The following is a 17,629-nucleotide window of genomic DNA, read 5'->3' as shown; positions in this document are numbered from 1 at the left end:
GCTTCGCCCTGCCGGGGCGCCTGCCTGCCACGCTCGTGCAGTGGTGGTACCCGGTGCCGACGGCGAACGCCACGCCGGTCCAGCTCGCAGGCGTCGTCACCGACTACGCGGGCCTGGGTTCGCTTCGGGTCCTGGGCACACCGGTGGACGCCTCTTCCGCGCAGATCACCGGCGGGCCTGCCGCCTCGGTCGGCAATGGCGTGAAGGTGGACGTGGCCGGCACGATGTCCAACGGCGTCCTCAAGGCGACCAAGCTCAGGATCAGGCATGTGCCGGGCACCGGCGGGCCGGCGTCGTTCACCCTGATCGGGGCCATCGGCAACTTCAGCTCCGCATCGAGCTTCTGGGTGCGAGGACAACCGGTCAATGCCGGCGGTGCGGGCGTCGTGTTCGTCAACGGCAGCGCGGCGAACCTGGGCAACGGCGTCGCCGTAACCGTCGAAGGCGCGCAGGTCGTCGACGGCGTGCTGATTGCCACCCGCGTGAGCTTCGAGTAACGGCGCACACAGCGAAAACGACACTTCAGCAGGTTTTGCTTGGCCGGAGCACGGCCAGCTGCGAAGCGCACTTGAACGACGCACGCTCCTACATACGTCCCGCCCCAGGCGGTGCTAGGTTGGTTTCCTACGTAGGAGCAAACGGCCATGAAACCATCATCGAAGCCAGGCTCTGGCAATGAGCCCAGCCCCGCCGAGAAGGCGATGAGGAAGCTCTCGACGAAAGACACTGACACCAAAACCACGGACGAGGACGCCCCTGCCGGACCGAACGATCCCGTGCTCACGCCCGACAACAAACTCGGGTCACCGAACCCATCGGTCAAGGGTACGAAGACAGGTAAAACAACGCGCTGAGTCGCCAGCCAGCTCAAGCTTTGCAGCGTTCGCCCCGACCGTCTCTCTTCCGCCTCAACTCACCGGCAACTGCTCCGGCATCGGTTCGGGCGGCGGCTCCTTCTTGGGCTCGGTTCGATCCGGATTGGTTTCATCGGGCTTGGCCTGATCGAGCTCATCGATCATCTTCTCGCCCACCGGGTCCTTGCCGTCCGAAGGGATCGACTCTTCGAAGGCGATCTCGGGTTCCTCGTTGGTGACCGGGCGTCGAGGCGAAGCGGGTCGGGTGGTGTCGTCGTTGCTCATGTTGAACTCCATTCGGAGCGCCCACCTTCGCTCTTCGAGACACGTCCCGACCTCGGGCAAAGGCCAGAGCCCTTGTCGTCCGGCGCCGACGCCGGCCACCACCGTAAAATCGCGCACCCATCTGCCCGTAGCTCAGTTGGATAGAGCACCTGCCTTCTAAGCAGGTTGTCGGGGGTTCGATCCCCTCCGGGCAGGCCAATGCATTTCATTGGGAAAAACCCACGTTCTTCAGCCGTCCAGGGAAGAATCAGGGAGGAATTCCGCAACTCCTTGAAGGATCAGATCCAAATGGCCGAGATGTCACCGGAAGACGGGGTTAAGACAGCGGGCGCGATCGTGAACGTGGTTGCCGACCTGGTTAAGGTCGCAGGTGACGATCCGCAGGTGAAGGAAGCGGCGCGAAACTTAGGACAGACGGCGGTTACAGTGACCGCCGCCATTAACAATTTTCTCCTCCCGATTGCCGTAGTTAACTATTCGTTCACCAAGGCAAGAACCTACTTCGAAACTCGCTTCTCTAAGGACATAGAAAAGCGCATCGCAGTCATTCCTCCCGAGGATGTAATCGAGCCAAAGGCCTCTATCGCAGGACCTGCGTTGCAAGGGCTCGCTTTCTCTCATGAAGAGCCGGCTCTCCGAGACATGTACCTGTCTTTGATAGCAGCGGCAATGGACAAGCGAGTGGCTAGTCGGGCGCACCCTGCTTTTGTTGAAATCATCAAGCAGCTAACAGCCATCGAAGCGCGCCAATTAGTTCAATTTGTCTCACAGCAGCAGATGCATCCGATAGTTGAGTATCGGTACACCGTGGCCGACGGAGGGCATCGAATCGCACGAACTCATGTCATGGACGCGCGCAACGAGCAAACAGGCGAGAGAGCTGAGATGCCAGAACTCCCGGTGTTTGTTGATAATTGGACTCGCTTAGGACTGATCATGGTGGCATACGATCTTAGGATGACCGATGAGTTGGCATATGAATTTGCGACGCAACGTCCAGAATATCTAGAGCTCACGAAATCAGTGCCAGAGGGGTGTACGCTGACAGTTGCCAAGGGGGTAATTCAACCGACGCAATTTGGATTGGAATTCGGGCGGGCAGTTGGCACTTCTGAGATAAAGATGGAGCTCAACTAGCCATCATCCCGGCCCCACTTCTGAACCGCTCCGCAGGCACCGCGCCCTTCCGCTTCAACGTCACCCAGGCCAACCTACAGGTCGATCGAGATGTCCTTGCTCTCCGGCCCGGCGACGGCCGGTTAGCCGGCGGCCAAGAGTCCGTCGGCGAGCTCTTTCGCTTTGCCATCGAGCCTGTCGAAAAAGGTGTCCCGTTCGGCTTGGCTCGCGGTCAATACGACGCGGCCTGCGAATTGCCCATCTCTGTGCACATCTGCACGCGCGGAGATCTGATCACCATCACCTGTCAGCTCGGTAGTGATCACCAAGCCTCGATAGGCGAACTTCCTCTGACGGAGCGTGTTGTCCATTCGAGGCTCCTGGAAGATCCATGAGCCGCAGCCTCCGGGTCGGAGCGCAATTTCATGAGGTCAGCTGCGGGTAGCAGCTACCCAAGTTTAGGCACACGGAATAGGGTGTGCAAACGCCGCTACGGCGAGGCTGGTCACGGCCCGATCGAAATGTCCTTGCTCTTCGGCCCGCGCTGGGAACGCTGCGCTGGGATCACGTTCTTCCGCTTCACCTTCACCCAGTTGTCGGTCCGCACGCCGGGCAGGTAGACGCTGTCTTTCCTCTTCGCCACCAGGCCCTCGAGCTCCGTCACCTACTGCGTCTTCGATCTGCTGGTCGACCAGGGCCACGACGTTCAAGAACGCGGCGCCGGGCGTGCTCTTCGTGAACCACTTCGACAACGAAGCAACGGGCCTCCGTTAAATCTGTCACTGACGAATGCGCAGTCGCTGCGCATGATGGCGCCATGTCCAGATCACTCGTGCTTCTTCTCAGTCCGCGGATCACAGTTGGTCTCGTGTATGCCTTCGGCATCGGTGCGGTGATCGTGTACTTTGTGCTCGCACTCCGTACGTTAATGCTCTCGACAGGCGAAAGCGAAGACGGCACCGTGAAAGGGAAGGGCTGCGACTTCGCCTACAAGACGGCCACCGCGGCCGGGCTATAGGCTCACGGTCGCGCGCTGGCAGGGCGACGGAGTTCTACCCCGTTCACCGCAGACGCGACCCTGTCGAGGTAGCTCGGGAGGCTTGGGACGGCCCAACGGTTTAGGGAATTTCGAGGGTCGTGCAGTCGCCAGAGCCGCCGCGCGCCCTATCCGAGAGTTCAACCCACCCAATTCGATCTATTGCATATGACAGGACGGCCTAAGCAAAAACGAGTAGAGAGTAGGCCACTGATCGGCCCTGGCGCCGGTCACAGGTATATCATGCTTTGAGTGCGTATGGCGGGAGGCACAGACAACTGGCCGCGTTGGGCAACCGAACTGTGGAACGGATCACGCTGGGGTTCACACAGGCAACGCGACTCCACATATGAATGGAGTTGGATCATGAAATTTATCTATTCATGCCTTGTCTCAATTGCCCTGGGCGCTTCTTCCACTGCCTTTAGCGCCCCCCCTTTGGGCGGCTCACCCGTTACCAAATTCGACACAATGAGGGATTATGCGCAGGGTAGCGTATGCGTCAGCGGGGCATGCTCCGGGTTCACTGCGGAGACGAAAGACGCGAATGGGGTGCTGACCGGGACTGTTGAGGCTTACTATTTAGCTGGACCCACCCTCACCTATTTATATTGCGAAGGGCCGGAGTACGCGAACATTGTTTCCGTCAATCCGGGCAACGGCGCAACCACTGTCAACGCCACACTTGATCCGTCCGCGCCGGGCTGCACTGGCACTTATGGGGCAACGCTACACATGAGCTTTACCGGCACCCCCGATGGAGCCTACAGCAGTACTGCTAGTGGCGACGGGAAAAGTGAGGTCCCTGGGTCGACCCACAGGTACCGATTCTACGAACATGTTTTCAGTGAGGCGTTTACTGGGACGAACGGTTTTATAACTGGCGTCATCCCCGGGACGGCTTTATCCAATCGAATCACGGATAGAACAAAGGTAAAGTGACCGGCGCAGACCACTCCCGACGGTTTCGATCGGATAGGACGTCTAAAGGTCTGGGCATTCATGAGGAGCGCGAGCTGCCGCTAACGAGGGTCATGGGCGCGCTGTGCATGCACCCGATCGCCTACTACGCGCGGTCCTGGGCCGGCGCGATGACGCCCACGGATGACGTGGTCGCGCACCTCATGATGATGCGGGGCGACGAGCCGATGTACTGGCGGCGATCGACACAGCACCCGGCACACCGGCCGGAAGCGGGGCTGTGATGGAGAAGGTCCTATCTCGACCCAGGCATCTCGCCCGAGCCGATCACGTAGATGCTGCCCGCCTGCCCGCCTGCCCGCCTGCCCGGCACGCCCCTGCGCAATGGCAATGCCCCGCCCGCGAGATGTACTGGCGCCCCACCCTCAAGCGGCTGGGCATCCGGTACCGCAGCCCCTACGAGACCCGCCACACATACACAACCATGCTGCTGATGGCCGGGGTGGCGCCGGCCTACGGCGCGAAGCAGCTGGGGCACTCGGTCGAGATGTTCCTGCGCACCTACGCGAAGTGGAATCCGAGGAAGAATCCCCACATCGGAGCACGGCCCAGCACACGGCTCCCCTCGCGAAAGTGTGCTGCCTTGTTCCTGGTTTTTCTGGGAAGACGGTTCGATCCCCTCCGGGCAGGCCACTTTCATGGGTGGACCGGGTGGTTGCGATTCCGGCATATCTTGTCGCGAACGACATGCTATGCCGGAATTGAACAGCGACACGATATGCCGGAAGGCCATCGCGTAGCGACACGGATCGCAACTTGCCTTGGGGCCCTACACGAAACGCGTCAACTTCTGGTGTCCTAGGCTCGAAGCGAGGTGATGAGGCTCGCTTCGGTCCGGAGCTTGCAGTGAGCGCTCTGGCAGCTGCGCGCGTGGGAGGGGTGTTCTCGGAAACGAATGCGGCCAGTGTGGTGGTGATGGCTTTCGTCTGCGCGCAGACCCGGACCAATGGCGGTGAGGCCTGAAGTTTCTGATGGAATGCCCGGCCAAGCGGTCCACGCACACCATGATCCAGCTGCTCAACCTGCCGCGCGAGCCTTCAGCAGTTGCGCCGTGACACCGGGATTGAATACGACCATCTGACCAAAGGCATCCTGCACTACTACACGAGCCAGAAAGAGTTCGACCTCGCCGTCGAGCCGGCGCGCATCATGCGTGAACTCGGCTGCGAGAGAGAGGTCATCGGGCCTGATGAGGTCGTCCAGCTTGAACCTGCCATGGCGCACATTCGGCCTCGCCTCGCAGGGGTCACCTACACGAGCGCCGACGAATCGGGCGACGTCCACAAGTTCACGACCGGCGTGGCACAGCGCGCTGAGCAGGCAGACGTTCGGTTCCGCTGCGGTGTGCGCATCCAGACACTGCGGAGCCAGCAGGCATATCAGCCTGCACAACAGGCCGAATATAAGACTGCAGCCCTGCCTCCTGATTCTTCATACACACGGGTTCTTGTAATCCGCAGCCCATACAAGACCTTCCCTAGCTATGCTCACACTCGCTCGAAGATCGCCGCAATGCCCTGTCCGCCACCGATACACATCGTAGCCAGTGCGTACCTTCCGCCGATGCGCCGCAGCTCATGGACGGCTTTGGTGGCGATGATGGAGCCGGTCGCTCCCACAGGATGTCCGAGCGAGATGCCGGATCCATTGGGGTTGACCTTCGCAGGGTCGAAATGAAGTGCCCGACTCACCGCACAAGCCTGCGCCGCAAACGCCTCATTCGATTCGATCACGTCAATGTCGTCTGCGGTCAATCCCGCCCGCTGCAGCGCCAGATGAGTCGCAGGCACGGGGCCGAGCCCCATGTACCTGGGATCCACGCCCGCATGCGCATAGCTCACGAGCCGTGCCAACGGTTTCAACTTTCCCTGCCGGAGGGCATCCTCTGTAGCCAGCACCACGGCGGAAGCACCGTCATTGATACCGGAAGCGTTGCCGGCCGTGACAGTCCCGTTCTCCTTGAACGCGGGTTTCATCTTTGCAAGTTGCTCGAGGGTGGTGCCGCCGCGCACGTGTTCGTCAGTATCGAAGATCACCGTTCCTTTCCTGCTCGGGACGTCGATGGCAACGATCTGTGACCTGAACCAGCCTTCGGCAACGGCGCGGGCAGCCCGCACTTGGCTTTCCAGCGCCAGTTCGTCCTGCATCTCGCGTGTGATCGCAGCTCGGTCAGCAACGTTCTCCGCCGTGATTCCCATGTGGATCCGATGGAACGGGTCGTGCAGAACGCCCATCATGTAGTCCGTCGCCTGGATGTCTCCCATCCGGCCGCCCCAGCGGGCAGCAGCCAGCAGGTAGGGCCCTCGACTCATGGATTCGGCGCCTCCGGCCACGGCAATCGACGCTTCTCCAAGCAAAAGCGTCTGCGCGGCCGAGATGATGGCCTGCAAGCCGGATCCGCAGAGACGATTGACATTGAACGCCGGAGTCTGATGCGGGATGCCGGCTTCGACCGCGGCAACGCGTGAAAGATAAGCGTCGCGCGGTTCAGTGGGTATGACGTTGCCCATTACGACATGGCCGACGCTTTCAGGATCGACCCCGCTACGCTCCAGTGCGGCCTTGACCGCCGTGGTCGCCAAGTGCGAAAGCGGAATTTCCTTCAGCGATCCGCCAAAGCTGCCGATGGCGGTGCGGACGGCACCGACGACGAATACATCTTGGTTCTTCATGTCATTTCCTCAGGCAACCTGGACTTCACGGTCCTGGACTTGTGCATCCTTCGCTGCGACCGGCTGATGCAGCTGTTCAAGAAGGTAAGCCTCGCGCCTGCGCGCAGCGTTCACGTTCGCCTCTTTCACATGCCCATAGCCGCGCATGGTCTGCGGCAGCCTCGCGAGTTCCAGAAGAGTTGCAGTCTGCTCGGGCCGCGCCTCGGCGAGCACCTGCCGCATCTGCCCGAGGTAACGCTCGATCTCGGCACGCTCGCTGCGGCGCTCCGCCGTGTAGCCGAAAACGTCGAAAGGCGTGCCCCGCAGGATCTTGCCCTTGGCGAGCCATCGGAAAGCTTTGGCCAACCAGGGCCCGTAGGCCTTCTTCAGCAAACGCCCATTGCCGTCTCGCTTGGCCAAGAGTGGCGGTGCAAGGTGGAAGTGCAGCTTGTAGTCTCCCTCGAACTCGCGGTCTATGCGCTCGAAGAACCCGCTGTCCGTGTAGAGGCGGGCCACCTCGTACTCGTCCTTGTACGCCATCAACTTGTAGAGGCTGATGGCGACCTCGCGGGCCACGCGGCCGTTCCCCAACCTCGAGTTCTCGAGGGCGGCCAGTTCACGAACAAGGTCCTCGAAATGCTGTGCGTATTTTTCGCTCTGGAAGCCGGCAAGCCGCGTCTTTCGATCGGCAATCACCGTGTCCAATGCAGGTACGCGCGGCGGCAGTAGCATCACTTGCGGCGTGTCGACGCCGGCCGCCGCACGCACCTTGTCCGGCTCGAGGGCCGCCTGACGTCCCCAGGCAAACGCCGAGGTATTCATCTCTACGGCGGTGCCGTTGAGTTCGATGGCGCGCAGCAGCGCTGCTTCCGACAGGGGGACCCGCCCTAGCTGCCAGGCAAACCCGAGCATGAAGACGTTCGTCGCCACTGCGTCGCCCAGCAGCTTGGTAGCAAGCCGCGAAGCGTCGATCGACGTGGCCTGCTTCACCCCCGACTTCAACTGCTCCAACAGGTCGTCGGGACGCGCCTGCCAATCCGGGCTCTTCGTGAAGCCGCCGGTGGGCGCGACCTGGGTGTTTACGACCGCGGCAGTCCGCTCGATGCCGGATGCGGCCATCGCCTCCTTTCCTGCCGCGACCATGAGATCGCAGGCCAGCAGCAGGTCCGCCTGCTTCTGGCCGATTCGCGCGCCATGCAGTGCGTCGGGCCGCGCAGCCAGGCGCACATGCGACATCACTGCGCCGCCCTTCTGCGCCAGACCCGCCATGTCCAAGATGATGACGCCCTTGCCTTCGAGGTGCGCGGCCATGCCCATGAGCGCACCGATAGTGACCACGCCGGTGCCGCCGACGCCGGTGATCAGCACGTTGTACGGCTGCTCCAGCGCCGGAATGATGGGCTGGGGCAGGTTGGCAGGAAGCGCATTCTTGGTTCTGGCAGCCTTGCGAAGAGCACCGCCTTCGACGGTCACGAAGCTGGGGCAGAAGCCTTTGACGCAGGAGTAGTCCTTGTTGCACGAGCTCTGGTCGATCGCTCGCTTGCGGCCGAGCGGCGTTTCGAGTGGCACGATGGAGACGCAGTTCGACTGCGCCCCACAGTCGCCGCAGCCTTCGCACACTTCCTCGTTGATCACGATGCGCTTCGGCGGATCAGCCATTTCCTTCTTCTTGCGCCGGCGGCGTTTCTCGGCGGCGCACGTTTGCGCGTAGACGATGACGGAAACGCCGGACGTTTCCCGCAACTGCCGCTGCACCTCGTCGAGCTGGTCACGGTGGTTGACGACCGCTCCGGCGGGCAGCCCGCCCAGGGCCTGCCAGGACGCGGGGTCGTCGGACACCAAGTGCAGGTTCTTGACACCCTCCGCCGCAACCTGCTGCAAGATCTGAATGGCGCTCAGGCTTCCTTCGATCGGCTGTCCGCCGGTCATCGCGACTGCGTCATTCGCCAGGATCTTGTAGGTGATGTTGACGCCGGCGGCGACGGCGGCGCGCAACGCCAGCGAACCAGAGTGGCTGTAGGTGCCATCGCCAAGGTTCTGGAAGACGTGGCCCTCGGAGGTGAACGGTGCATGGCCGATCCAGGCAGCGCCTTCACCGCCCATCTGCGTGATGTTGCCCGTGTTGCGATCCATCCAGGTCGCCATCCCGTGACAGCCAATCCCCGCACCTGCTCGCGAGCCCTCAGGGACCTTGGTCGAAGTGTTGTGCGGACACCCAGAGCAGAAGAACGGCAGCCGCTGTGGTAGCGTCGGATCGAGGGCGGCCGCACAGCCGGCGTCCGCCAGAACTGCTGTCGCCGAATGCGGCAGTGCGCCAGCGCCGAACACCTGCAGCAGGCGCTGCGCAATGACCTTGGCGATCAGCGCCGGCGTGAGTTCGCCGTTCGGAGGCAGCAAGAAGCCGTTCGTCGATCGGACCCATTCCCCCCCACCATCCGCCTTGCCGACAACGCGCGGGCGGGAATCGGAGGGCGCGTTGTACAGCTGTTCCTTGATCTGCGGCTCGAGCACACCTCGCTTCTCTTCCACGACGAGGATCTCGTCCAAGCCTTGGACAAATTCCGCGACGCAGTCAGGCTCGAGCGGCCAGGATACCCCGATCTTCAGCAGACGCAGTCCGAGGGATTTGGCGCCGGCTTCGTCAATGCCGAGCAGCGACAGGGCTTCACGCGTATCCAGATAGCTCTTGCCCGTGGTCACGATGCCCAATTTTGCGTTCGGGACTTTCCACTCCTGCCGGTTCAATCCGTTCAGCCGGACGTACTCGAGCACGGCCTGAAGCTTGTCGCGCAGCAGCCGCGCCTCTTGCTCCATCGGCGGATCCGGCCAACGGATCGACAGCGAACCCGCCAGCACCTGCTGGTTGTCCGGCACCCTTATCTCGATCGCCATCGGGTCGATCTCGAAGGACGACGTGGTCTCGATGGTTTCGCTGATGGCCTTGAAGCCGACCCAGCAGCCCGAGTAGCGCGACATTGCCCAGCCGTGAAGCCCAAACTCCAGGAATTCGCGTACGCCTGAAGGATTGAGCACGGGGATCGCGGCGGCGATGAAGGCCTGTTCACTTTGGTGCGGCAGGGTCGATGACTTGCACGTATGGTCGTCGCCAGCAATCGCCAGTACGCCGCCGAACTTCGATGTGCCCGCGACATTCGCGTGCTTGAAAACGTCGCCGCTGCGGTCCACGCCCGGGCCCTTGCCATACCACATGGCGAACACGCCATCTACCGTGGCCTTCGGGTCCATGCCGGCCATCTGGGATCCCCATACGGAGGTGGCGGCAAGCTCCTCGTTGAGGCCAGGATTGAAAGTGACTTTGTTCTGCTCGAGAAGCTTCCTGGCCTTCCAGAGCTCCTGGTCGACGGAACCAAGCGGTGAGCCGCGGTAGCCAGAGACGAAGCCGCCGGTCTTCAGGCCCGCTGCTTCGTCGCGCGCCTTCTGCGCCATGAGCAGACGCACGAGCGCTTGCGTGCCAGTCATGAACACGCGGCCCTTCGGCAACTCGTATTTGTCGTTGAGGGAAACCACCGTGCTCATGCCTTCTTCTCCGTTTGGATCAGGGATCAGGATTGCGGGAGATCAGTCAGCCGTGGCGCCGGACCGCTTCACGAGCTTGCCGTGCTTCTCCAGCTCGGACACCAGCAATGGCAGCGTCTGCTCGGGAGTGGTCGTCATCGGCGTGAAGCCTTGCGCCACGAAGCTGTCATGAATCTCTTTTGTTGCCATCGCTTCCTTGAGTTTCTGGTACGTGCTCGCGACCAACTGGGGCGCCATGCCCGCCGGACCGATGACAGCGACCCAGCTGTCGAACTCGAAGTTCGGAATGCCGCTCTCGGCCACTGTCGGCACATCCGGCAGGGCTGGATTGCGCGACGCGGTACTTACCGCAAGGGCGCGCAGCTTGCCCGCCTTGATCTGGGGGGCCGCCACGACCAGAGGCAACATGCCGAAGTGGACCTGCCCGCCGATGATGTCCGTGGTCATGGCGGCGGTGCCCTTGTACGGGATGTGCTGGGCCTGGACTCCTGCCTCGCCGAGGAAATACTCCGCTGCCAAGTGCAGGACTGTTCCGTTGCCGGCCGAACCGTAGGAGAACTTCTTGGGGCTGGCCTTCAGCTCGGCAATGAACTCGCGCGTGCTCCTAGCCTTGACCGTGTCCGGGTTCACCGCCAGCACAAGAGCGGATGACGCGATCACGGAAATTGGCGTGATGTCCTTGATGGCGTCGAACGGTACGTGCTTGTAGATGAAGGGATTGATGACGTGATTGGAGGACACCATGCCCAGGACCGAACCGTCCTTCGGGGCACGCACGATCTGCTGCGTCCCGATCAACCCGCCACTTCCGGGCAGGTTCTCGATGACGATCGGCCGCCCGAAGGCAGCAGCCAGGCCGTTGCTCATGGAACGAGCCACGGCGTCCACGCCGGAACCTGCCTGGTTGGGAACGATCAGGCGCAGGGGCCTGCTATCGGCCGTTTGCGCCTGCGCCGGCGTGAACGCGCCGGCGAGGCTCAAAAGTGAAAGGGCGACAGCGGCTCTGCGGCCGAGAAGCAATGAAAGGCGCATGGATGTCTCCGTAGGATTGGCGGAAGGTGCCGCTGCCTCAGCGGCCGCGCCGCCTGGCAGTTCTTGTAGAGCGATGCTCGCTCGAGGGGACTGTAGGTGGGATGCCGTCGATGGGCGAAGTGCTCTTGCGTCAGAAGGGATATCTCGGTACGCGATACCCTTGCACGAAGCCGCTGGGCGACGCGGCCCAGATGGTTCGGGCCGAGCAGAAAGCGCGTGCGAGGATCAGCTGTGTAGAGCAGCGATCATGGCGTCCACCGCCCGCAGCCGGCTTGATTTCTTGAGCGCAAACACGCGCAGTTCCCGGTCCTTCCAAGGCTCGTCGAGCGGTCGTCGCACGAAGCGCTTCGTGCCGGCGAGCGCTCGCAACGCACTGCCGGTCATGATTGCGACGCCCAGGCCGACCTCCACCATGCGACAGGCGGCCTCGTAACTGCTGACCGCAACAACCGGTGTGTACGGCATCCGGAGCTTTTCAGCCTGCTCTTGTATAAAGCTGTCGCCCGCTCCACCGGACTGGATGCGCACGATCGGGTGACGCAGCAGCTCCTCGAAACGGATCGCGCGCTGCTTGGTCAATGGATGATTCGGCGGCAGGATCACGATCAGCGGGTCGTCAGCGAAATGCCAGGACTCAAGCGCAGGCGGTGCGGCCACGCCTGCGAGGCAGATCGCCACATCCGCACGGTCGTCCAGGCAGGCTCGGATGCACTCGCTCGACGAGCGCTCCTGGAGCACGATTTCCACGTTCGGGTGCTCGACCCGAAACGCATGCAGCCGCTCAGGGAGAAATCCAACTATCGAGGAGAGATTGGCAAACAGGCGTACCGTGCCGGCGACCTCCCCGCTCAACGCCTGCACCTCTCGCGCGAACGATTGGATATCGGCGTCGAGTTTTTCACCGAGGGCATACGCTCGTTGCCCCGCCTCCGTGAGGGTGACACCGAGGGGGGAGCGGCTCAGGAGCTGCACTCCCAGCGCGTGCTCCAGGTCGGCAATGCGCCGGCTGAGCGCGGATTGTGCAATGTGTTCGGCATCCGCTGCGCGCTTGATCGAGCCTTCGCGCGCGGCGGCGAGGAACAATTGAAGGCTGACGGGATCGACGCGACGCATGTTCCTGGGCCGGGACTGGGGGACTGGATTGTCGCCCAGGGTCGGCAGTTATGAAGCGCGTTCGTAGATCTGCCGCAGCGCCTCGTCGTTACACACGACGACGCCGCCGGCTTCGATGCGGATCGTTCGGTCCCGCTCTATCAGCTTCAGCTCCTGGTTCAGCCTCTGCCGCGAGCAACCTACCAAGTCGGCAAGCTCGTTCTGCCGCAGACGCAAGGCGATCCGCACCCCCGGACCGCTTGCGCCCGCTGGCTCTCCGTAGGTGCGTGCGAGTTGCGAAAGCTGTCGTGCGATTCGAGCCCGCAGCGACTTGGTCTTCAGATCCTCCGCGAGACGATATAGCTGCCGCGCGCGCTGCGATTGAAGACGCAACAGCGCAAGACAGAACTCGGGATGATCGACCAGAAGCTGCTGCACGTCCTCCCGCCCGACACGCAGCAGAGTGGTTTTCCCGTGCGCCAGGACGTCGTAGGGGCGACCCTTCAGATCGAACATCTCGACTTCCCCGAACCACACGCCCGGTTCGACATAGCGCAGCGTGATCTGCCTATCCTCGGGTGTATGGGATCCGATGCGTACCGCGCCGGCCAACACCGCCAGCCAGGCATCGGCGGGATCACCGCGCCGGCAAATCACATCGGCGTCAGGATGGCGTCGCACCCGGGCACGTCGCAGGATGTCGTGACGAAGGCTCGCCGAAAGCGACGAGAACCACGGATCGCCGGCGATTGCTTCGCGCTCTTGGTGGTGGAGGATCAGCTTGGCGTCGGAGTGCCGATGGCATTCTTGTTCAGGCCGCATGCAAGGATCCTGCGTCAACACGGGCCTGCACCTCCGCAAAAGACGCGACCTCACCCGCGATCGCGCTCGCCACGACCGTGGCGGGACTGGCGAGCCACACCTTTCCAGGACCGCATCGCCCAGGAAAGTTGCGATTGATGGCGCTGATGGTGACCTCGCCCGCTTGCTCCGACGTCCCGGGCCCCCCGTTGATGCACGCGCCGCAGGAGGGCTGCAGCATCTCAGCTCCCGCGCGTTCGAAGGCATCGAGATAGCCCTTCTTCACACAGTAATCGCGAACATCGATCGTGCCGAACTGGAGATAGAGCTTCACGTCCGGATGCACGCGCAAGCCCCGTTCCACAGCCCACGAAAGCACCTGGTGATACGCATCGAAGTCCTCGCGCTTGCCGCCCGTGCACGAGCCGCCATAGGCGATGTCGACCTTGGGGCGCTCCTGCAACTCAGTGACAGGCACGCCGTTGCCTGGATCGCCGGGACGAGCCACCATCGGCGCGAGCGTAGAGCAGTCGACCTGGATGATCTCCGCATAGGAAGCCCCCGCGTCGCTGTGCATCCAATCCTCCAGCTGAAAGTCGATGCCCCGGCGTTCGCGCAAGAAGCGCACGGTTTCTTGGTCGGGAGCAACGATGCCGGTGAAGCCACCGAGCTCCGCGGTCATGTTCGTCAGGGTGGCCCGCTCGTCGGTGGAAAGCTGGGCGATCACCGGACCGGCGAATTCAAACACCTTGCCGACTCCGGAACCGGCTCGAATACGAGGGTCAGCCAGCAGGTGTAGCACGACGTCCTTGGCACTCACCCCCGTTGCCAGTCGGCCCGCGAGTTCAATTCGCAGAGACGCAGGAACGGTGATCCGAACCAATCCGGTGACGAGGGCGTTGGCCATCTCGGTGCTGCCGACACCGAAGGCAATGCAGCCGAGTGCGCCGCTGTGGGTGGTGTGCGAGTCGGTGCCGACAACGATCTGGCCGGGCAGTGCATACCGCTCGGACATCATCGGGTGCGAAATGCCTTCGCTGCCAACGCCATCCGTCAACAGGCCATGGGCAATCAAGCCGTACTCCTCGACAAACTTGCGGTGCTCGCGGACGACGTTCTGAACGGCAGGCATCAATCCGGCGCGCGCGTGGGCGATGCTGCGATGAACATAGGAGGTGTGGTCCTCGAACAGCCGCACGCTCTGCGCATCGTGCAACTGCAGTGGCCGGCCGAACTCTGCGTGCAGCATGTGCGCGCACATCGGTGTGTAGTACTCGATAAGAAAGCGCCAGTCGGGCCGAACGAAGGCGCCGCTGCCCGCCTTCACACCTGAGCCGCTGTCGCCGGTCACGACCAAGTGCGTCGCGATGATCTTCTCGACCAGCGTTCGGGGACCGTTGCTGGCGGCATCCGTGGGCGGCAGGCTGATCTGCTTCATCCGCTCGCGCCCATAGCGCAGCAACCCTCCATGGCGCAGGATTGCCGCCGCCTGAGCGTCACGCGAAGCCACCAGCTCCTCGATGTCGATGGGCTCGCCATTCTGGATTCGCTCGACGAGACTGAAGTCGGTGGAGGTAAACAGGCCGAGGTTGTCCGCGTTCTGGCGATAGATCCGTTCGAAGCTTTCCGCGATCACCAAACGAATACCGGCTGTTCGCTCTGACCTCGGACTGTGCTCGCGCGAAGAGCCCTTGCCGTAACGCTTGCCGGCGACGGTGACCGCAAAACCACCGTTCTTGACCGCATCGATCCCGATTGGACAACGCCCTCCCGATACGAAGCCCGTGTAGGGATAGCGGCCGAGTCGCTCGTCCCAGACTGTGCCTACCGTTGCCGGGGTGATCTCGTCCGTTGAAATGCTGTCCCGGAGCGCGCCAGCCTCGACCAACGCGAGGTTTTCACCTTGGAGCTGCCGCTCGACGACTTCGGGGTCATCGCTCAAGAAAAGGATGCGCGAATTGAGTTGGATGTCCGTCATGGGTTGAACCTTGTGGCGGCACTTTAGGGGCCATCGGACTTGCGCGTGTAGTGCTGATGCGCCACAAGGGCTATCGCCGCTTGGCATAGCTTGTGGAGGCTCGCCGCAGCGCCAGCGCTACAGGCACGAGTGCTCAGACGGCATCGGGGCTATCGCGGAATGCGCTATCCGCTGGCAACTGCGCGCATCTACCATGTGCGCATGCGCTTCAAAACAACCGATCTTTGCGACGCCTGCGATGGCGCGCAGGTATGCGAGCTTCCCTTTGTGGGATTCGGCCTGAGACGCGCTTTTGCGGGCGACATCCGCACGGCGCGCTACACGGATGGGATCAGCGCGCTTCGCGTCCTGATCAATCAAGCCGGAAATGGACAGGTGCTCGTCATTGACGCCGACGGTTTGGAGTGGCGTGCGCTATTTGGAGATGTCATGGCCGGTCTGGTGACGCGCAACGGTTGGGCCGGCGTGATCGTCAACGGCATGATCCGCGATCGGGCAGAGATTGACGAGATGGACATCGGAGTAAAAGCGCTTGGAACTATTCCGCGCCGAGCCGACATCGGTGGCAGGGGCGAGATGGACCTCCCGGTCCGCTTCGGTGGAATCACATTCATTCCTGGCGCCCGGCTGGTCGCCGATGAGGACGGCGTGATCGTGCTTCCGCAGGGTCTAACGGAATCGAACATCATCGTTGCCGATGCAATTGCCGCGACCGCAGAGTACGTAGCTGGACCGAACTTGAGGTGAGAATGCTCGTCCTGATTCACTGATTTGGCGAAGCAGTGGCTGCTCAACGCGGCTCGCGCCTGCAAATCGTCCCTTGCATTCCTGCTGCTGGCACGAACGGCCACTGGTGTTCGAAGCCTGCTCGTCGCACTTTTGGGCCACCCGTCGTCGGTGCAGACTAACCTTAGGCGTCGAATATCGCATGCTGATTGGCTTCGTTGAGGACAGCAAGAGCACGCGGAGTAAGGCCAGACACGAAGAAGGCAGGGTTAAGGCTGGCAATGCCGAAAATCACCTTGACCAATTCGTCGATTTCCTCAAATACGAGATCGTAGAGTGGCTCCGTTCGGCCTGGATTTGCAGGCGCCGGGAGCCAATCGAACATCTGGCCATCGCAACGCTGGCACAGGTCATACACGCCCCAAGCTTGCGTTCGATCGGGCATGGGTACCAGTTCGGTGTCGCCCAGCTGCACCATGGCCATGTGCAGACGAGCCTTGGAGAGCGCGATCCGGAACTTGCGGCCGTCGCCGCGCCGGTCTTCGATGCAAGAGGCAAGTTGCTCGGCGCGCTTTCACTCTCGGGAACGAGCACGCGGTACTCGTCGCCTGAATACTTGCAGAGCATGCAGGCGCGCATCGCCTCTGCGGCCCGGGAAATCGAATCCTTGTTCATATCTCCGCAATGAGCAGTTGCTCCCGACACATGATCACCCTCCACCACTGCGTCAGCGCACGCTCGTTCCGGCCCCTGTGGACGCTTGAAGAGATCGGGCTTTCCTACGACCTCAAGATGCTGCCCTTTCCACCGCGCGTGCTATCGCGGCCGTATCTCGAGGTCAACCCGCTCGGCACGGTGCCGATGCTGTCCGATGGCGCCTTGCGAATGACCGAATCGGCCGCGATCTGTCACTACCTTGCGGCGCGGTTCTCCGCCGGCCAACTGGATGTAGGTTGCGGCGAGCCGGACTTCGGGCCCTACCTCAACTACCTCCATTTCGGCGAGGCGACCTTGACCTTTCCGCAGACGCTCGTGTTGCGGTATGCGCACTTCGAGCCGGCGGAGCGAAAGCAGCCGCAGGTCGCCGACGACTATGCCAAGTGGTTCCTGGCGCGCCTGCGGACGCTGGAGCCGCTGCTCGCCGCGCGCGAGTACCTCTGCGCGGGCCGTTTCACCGCGGCGGACGTGTCGGTCGGCTATGCGCTATTGCTGGCCGAGCACCTGGGCCTGGCAGAGCGCTTCATGCCCTCGGTGGCGGCTTACTGGGAGCGTCTGCAGGCGCGCCCGGGCTTCAAGGCCGCAATGGCTGCGCAATCGAGCGCCGCCAAGGCGCAGGGGGTGTCCTCGACTCCCGCACCGGACATCAGGCCCGATCGACCTTGATGCGGCCGCGGCGCCATGCATCAGACCGCATTTCTGCTTTTCTGCCGGCTGACTGAAGTGCGTCTTGAGGAATTCCGGGTTCAAGGAGTGATGGAAGCCTGAGGTCCGCGTGCTGGTCGATGCGCTCGCAGCTGGCCGTTCCGGCGCGTGGGCGGAA

At 62.5% G+C, this 17,629-nt stretch carries 18 protein-coding genes, 1 tRNA gene and 1 pseudogene; 11 read left to right on the top strand and 9 right to left on the bottom strand.

What is annotated here, in order from left to right; translation table 11 throughout:
* Positions 1-497 (top strand): DUF5666 domain-containing protein (locus EJI01_RS28980; protein WP_221885732.1); only part of this gene is annotated, 497 nt, incomplete at its 5' end.
* Positions 498-644: 147 nt separating this feature from the next.
* On the top strand, positions 645-854 hold the full coding sequence (locus tag EJI01_RS27485; protein ID WP_126840282.1) for a hypothetical protein: 210 nt from the start codon (positions 645-647) through the stop codon (positions 852-854).
* A 54-nt stretch (positions 855-908) separates the two neighbouring features.
* On the opposite strand, the gene EJI01_RS27480 is transcribed toward EJI01_RS27485, so the two are convergent.
* Positions 909-1,139 (bottom strand): hypothetical protein, encoded by a 231-nt coding sequence (locus EJI01_RS27480; protein ID WP_126840281.1) that lies wholly within the window; start codon positions 1,137-1,139, stop codon positions 909-911.
* 121 nt (positions 1,140-1,260) lie between these two features.
* Here EJI01_RS27480 and EJI01_RS27475 point away from each other — a divergent pair.
* Positions 1,261-1,337: transfer RNA gene (locus EJI01_RS27475), tRNA-Arg, on the top strand.
* A 72-nt stretch (positions 1,338-1,409) separates the two neighbouring features.
* Positions 1,410-2,276, top strand: coding sequence for a DUF4393 domain-containing protein (locus EJI01_RS27470; RefSeq protein WP_185879088.1), 867 nt, complete (start codon positions 1,410-1,412; stop codon positions 2,274-2,276).
* 122 nt (positions 2,277-2,398) lie between these two features.
* Here EJI01_RS27470 and EJI01_RS27465 read toward each other — a convergent pair whose 3' ends face one another.
* The gene (locus EJI01_RS27465) at positions 2,399-2,626 is read right to left on the bottom strand and encodes a hypothetical protein (protein ID WP_126840279.1); all 228 of its coding nucleotides are present in this window, start codon (positions 2,624-2,626) and stop codon (positions 2,399-2,401) included.
* Positions 2,627-2,760: 134 nt separating this feature from the next.
* Complete coding sequence (locus EJI01_RS28975; RefSeq protein ID WP_185879087.1) at positions 2,761-2,919, bottom strand: hypothetical protein; 159 nt, start codon at positions 2,917-2,919, stop codon at positions 2,761-2,763.
* Positions 2,920-3,072: 153 nt separating this feature from the next.
* Here EJI01_RS28975 and EJI01_RS27460 point away from each other — a divergent pair, with 153 nt between their 5' ends.
* The 4 genes and pseudogenes from EJI01_RS27460 to EJI01_RS27445 all read left to right on the top strand — a co-directional run.
* The gene (locus tag EJI01_RS27460; protein ID WP_126840278.1) at positions 3,073-3,273 is read left to right on the top strand and encodes a hypothetical protein; all 201 of its coding nucleotides are present in this window, start codon (positions 3,073-3,075) and stop codon (positions 3,271-3,273) included.
* 384 nt (positions 3,274-3,657) lie between these two features.
* Positions 3,658-4,233 (top strand): hypothetical protein, encoded by a 576-nt coding sequence (locus tag EJI01_RS27455; protein ID WP_126840277.1) that lies wholly within the window; start codon positions 3,658-3,660, stop codon positions 4,231-4,233.
* A gap of 92 nt (positions 4,234-4,325) precedes the next feature.
* The gene (locus EJI01_RS28970) at positions 4,326-4,496 is read left to right on the top strand and encodes a hypothetical protein (protein ID WP_185879086.1); all 171 of its coding nucleotides are present in this window, start codon (positions 4,326-4,328) and stop codon (positions 4,494-4,496) included.
* An 820-nt stretch (positions 4,497-5,316) separates the two neighbouring features.
* Positions 5,317-5,583: pseudogene (locus tag EJI01_RS27445) on the top strand (amino acid dehydrogenase); the annotation flags it as partial.
* A gap of 176 nt (positions 5,584-5,759) precedes the next feature.
* On the opposite strand, the gene EJI01_RS27440 reads toward EJI01_RS27445, so the two are convergent.
* The 6 genes from EJI01_RS27440 to EJI01_RS27415 form a co-directional block, all read right to left on the bottom strand.
* Positions 5,760-6,944 (bottom strand): acetyl-CoA C-acyltransferase family protein, encoded by a 1,185-nt coding sequence (locus EJI01_RS27440; RefSeq protein ID WP_126840276.1) that lies wholly within the window; start codon positions 6,942-6,944, stop codon positions 5,760-5,762.
* Positions 6,945-6,953: 9 nt separating this feature from the next.
* Positions 6,954-10,460 carry an indolepyruvate ferredoxin oxidoreductase family protein gene (locus EJI01_RS27435; RefSeq protein WP_126840275.1) on the bottom strand — a complete coding sequence of 1,169 codons (3,507 nt, stop codon included), beginning with the start codon at positions 10,458-10,460 and terminating at the stop codon, positions 6,954-6,956.
* Positions 10,461-10,502: 42 nt separating this feature from the next.
* Positions 10,503-11,492 (bottom strand): Bug family tripartite tricarboxylate transporter substrate binding protein, encoded by a 990-nt coding sequence (locus EJI01_RS27430; protein WP_126840274.1) that lies wholly within the window; start codon positions 11,490-11,492, stop codon positions 10,503-10,505.
* A gap of 225 nt (positions 11,493-11,717) precedes the next feature.
* Positions 11,718-12,605, bottom strand: a complete 888-nt coding sequence (locus EJI01_RS27425; RefSeq protein WP_126840273.1) for a LysR family transcriptional regulator — start codon at positions 12,603-12,605, stop codon at positions 11,718-11,720.
* Positions 12,606-12,653: 48 nt separating this feature from the next.
* Positions 12,654-13,406 (bottom strand): Crp/Fnr family transcriptional regulator, encoded by a 753-nt coding sequence (locus tag EJI01_RS27420; protein WP_126840272.1) that lies wholly within the window; start codon positions 13,404-13,406, stop codon positions 12,654-12,656.
* Positions 13,396-15,363: an aconitase family protein gene (locus EJI01_RS27415; RefSeq protein ID WP_126840271.1), complete on the bottom strand. Its 1,968-nt coding sequence runs from the start codon at positions 15,361-15,363 to the stop codon at positions 13,396-13,398. Before EJI01_RS27415 ends, EJI01_RS27420 begins: the two co-directional genes overlap by 11 nt.
* 159 nt (positions 15,364-15,522) lie before the next feature.
* Here EJI01_RS27415 and rraA point away from each other — a divergent pair, with 159 nt between their 5' ends.
* From rraA to EJI01_RS27400, 3 genes are all read left to right on the top strand, one after another.
* Positions 15,523-16,110: a ribonuclease E activity regulator RraA gene (gene rraA / locus EJI01_RS27410; RefSeq protein ID WP_260602713.1), complete on the top strand. Its 588-nt coding sequence runs from the start codon at positions 15,523-15,525 to the stop codon at positions 16,108-16,110.
* 181 nt (positions 16,111-16,291) lie between these two features.
* Entirely contained in the window at positions 16,292-16,777 is a 486-nt protein-coding gene (locus EJI01_RS27405) for an IclR family transcriptional regulator C-terminal domain-containing protein (protein ID WP_126840269.1), read from the top strand.
* A gap of 17 nt (positions 16,778-16,794) precedes the next feature.
* Complete coding sequence (locus tag EJI01_RS27400) at positions 16,795-17,472, top strand: glutathione S-transferase family protein (RefSeq protein WP_126840268.1); 678 nt, start codon at positions 16,795-16,797, stop codon at positions 17,470-17,472.
* The last annotated feature ends 157 nt before the right edge of the window (positions 17,473-17,629 follow it).

It is taken from the genome of Variovorax sp. MHTC-1, assembly GCF_003984645.1.
GTDB lineage: Bacteria > Pseudomonadota > Gammaproteobacteria > Burkholderiales > Burkholderiaceae_C > Variovorax.
This window is presented reverse-complemented; position numbering and strand designations above follow the sequence as displayed.

Coding starts and splice junctions, on each gene's coding strand:
- EJI01_RS27485 (WP_126840282.1), top strand. CDS start 645: ATGAAACCATCATCGAAGCCAGGCTCTGGCAATGAGCCCAGCCCCGCC.
- EJI01_RS27480 (WP_126840281.1), bottom strand. CDS start 1,139: ATGAGCAACGACGACACCACCCGACCCGCTTCGCCTCGACGCCCGGTC.
- EJI01_RS27465 (WP_126840279.1), bottom strand. CDS start 2,626: ATGGACAACACGCTCCGTCAGAGGAAGTTCGCCTATCGAGGCTTGGTG.
- EJI01_RS27460 (WP_126840278.1), top strand. CDS start 3,073: ATGTCCAGATCACTCGTGCTTCTTCTCAGTCCGCGGATCACAGTTGGT.
- EJI01_RS27455 (WP_126840277.1), top strand. CDS start 3,658: ATGAAATTTATCTATTCATGCCTTGTCTCAATTGCCCTGGGCGCTTCT.
- EJI01_RS28970 (WP_185879086.1), top strand. CDS start 4,326: ATGGGCGCGCTGTGCATGCACCCGATCGCCTACTACGCGCGGTCCTGG.
- EJI01_RS27440 (WP_126840276.1), bottom strand. CDS start 6,944: ATGAAGAACCAAGATGTATTCGTCGTCGGTGCCGTCCGCACCGCCATC.
- EJI01_RS27435 (WP_126840275.1), bottom strand. CDS start 10,460: ATGAGCACGGTGGTTTCCCTCAACGACAAATACGAGTTGCCGAAGGGC.
- EJI01_RS27430 (WP_126840274.1), bottom strand. CDS start 11,492: ATGCGCCTTTCATTGCTTCTCGGCCGCAGAGCCGCTGTCGCCCTTTCA.
- EJI01_RS27425 (WP_126840273.1), bottom strand. CDS start 12,605: ATGCGTCGCGTCGATCCCGTCAGCCTTCAATTGTTCCTCGCCGCCGCG.
- EJI01_RS27420 (WP_126840272.1), bottom strand. CDS start 13,406: ATGCGGCCTGAACAAGAATGCCATCGGCACTCCGACGCCAAGCTGATC.
- EJI01_RS27415 (WP_126840271.1), bottom strand. CDS start 15,363: ATGACGGACATCCAACTCAATTCGCGCATCCTTTTCTTGAGCGATGAC.
- rraA (WP_260602713.1), top strand. CDS start 15,523: ATGCGCTATCCGCTGGCAACTGCGCGCATCTACCATGTGCGCATGCGC.
- EJI01_RS27405 (WP_126840269.1), top strand. CDS start 16,292: ATGCTGATTGGCTTCGTTGAGGACAGCAAGAGCACGCGGAGTAAGGCC.
- EJI01_RS27400 (WP_126840268.1), top strand. CDS start 16,795: ATGATCACCCTCCACCACTGCGTCAGCGCACGCTCGTTCCGGCCCCTG.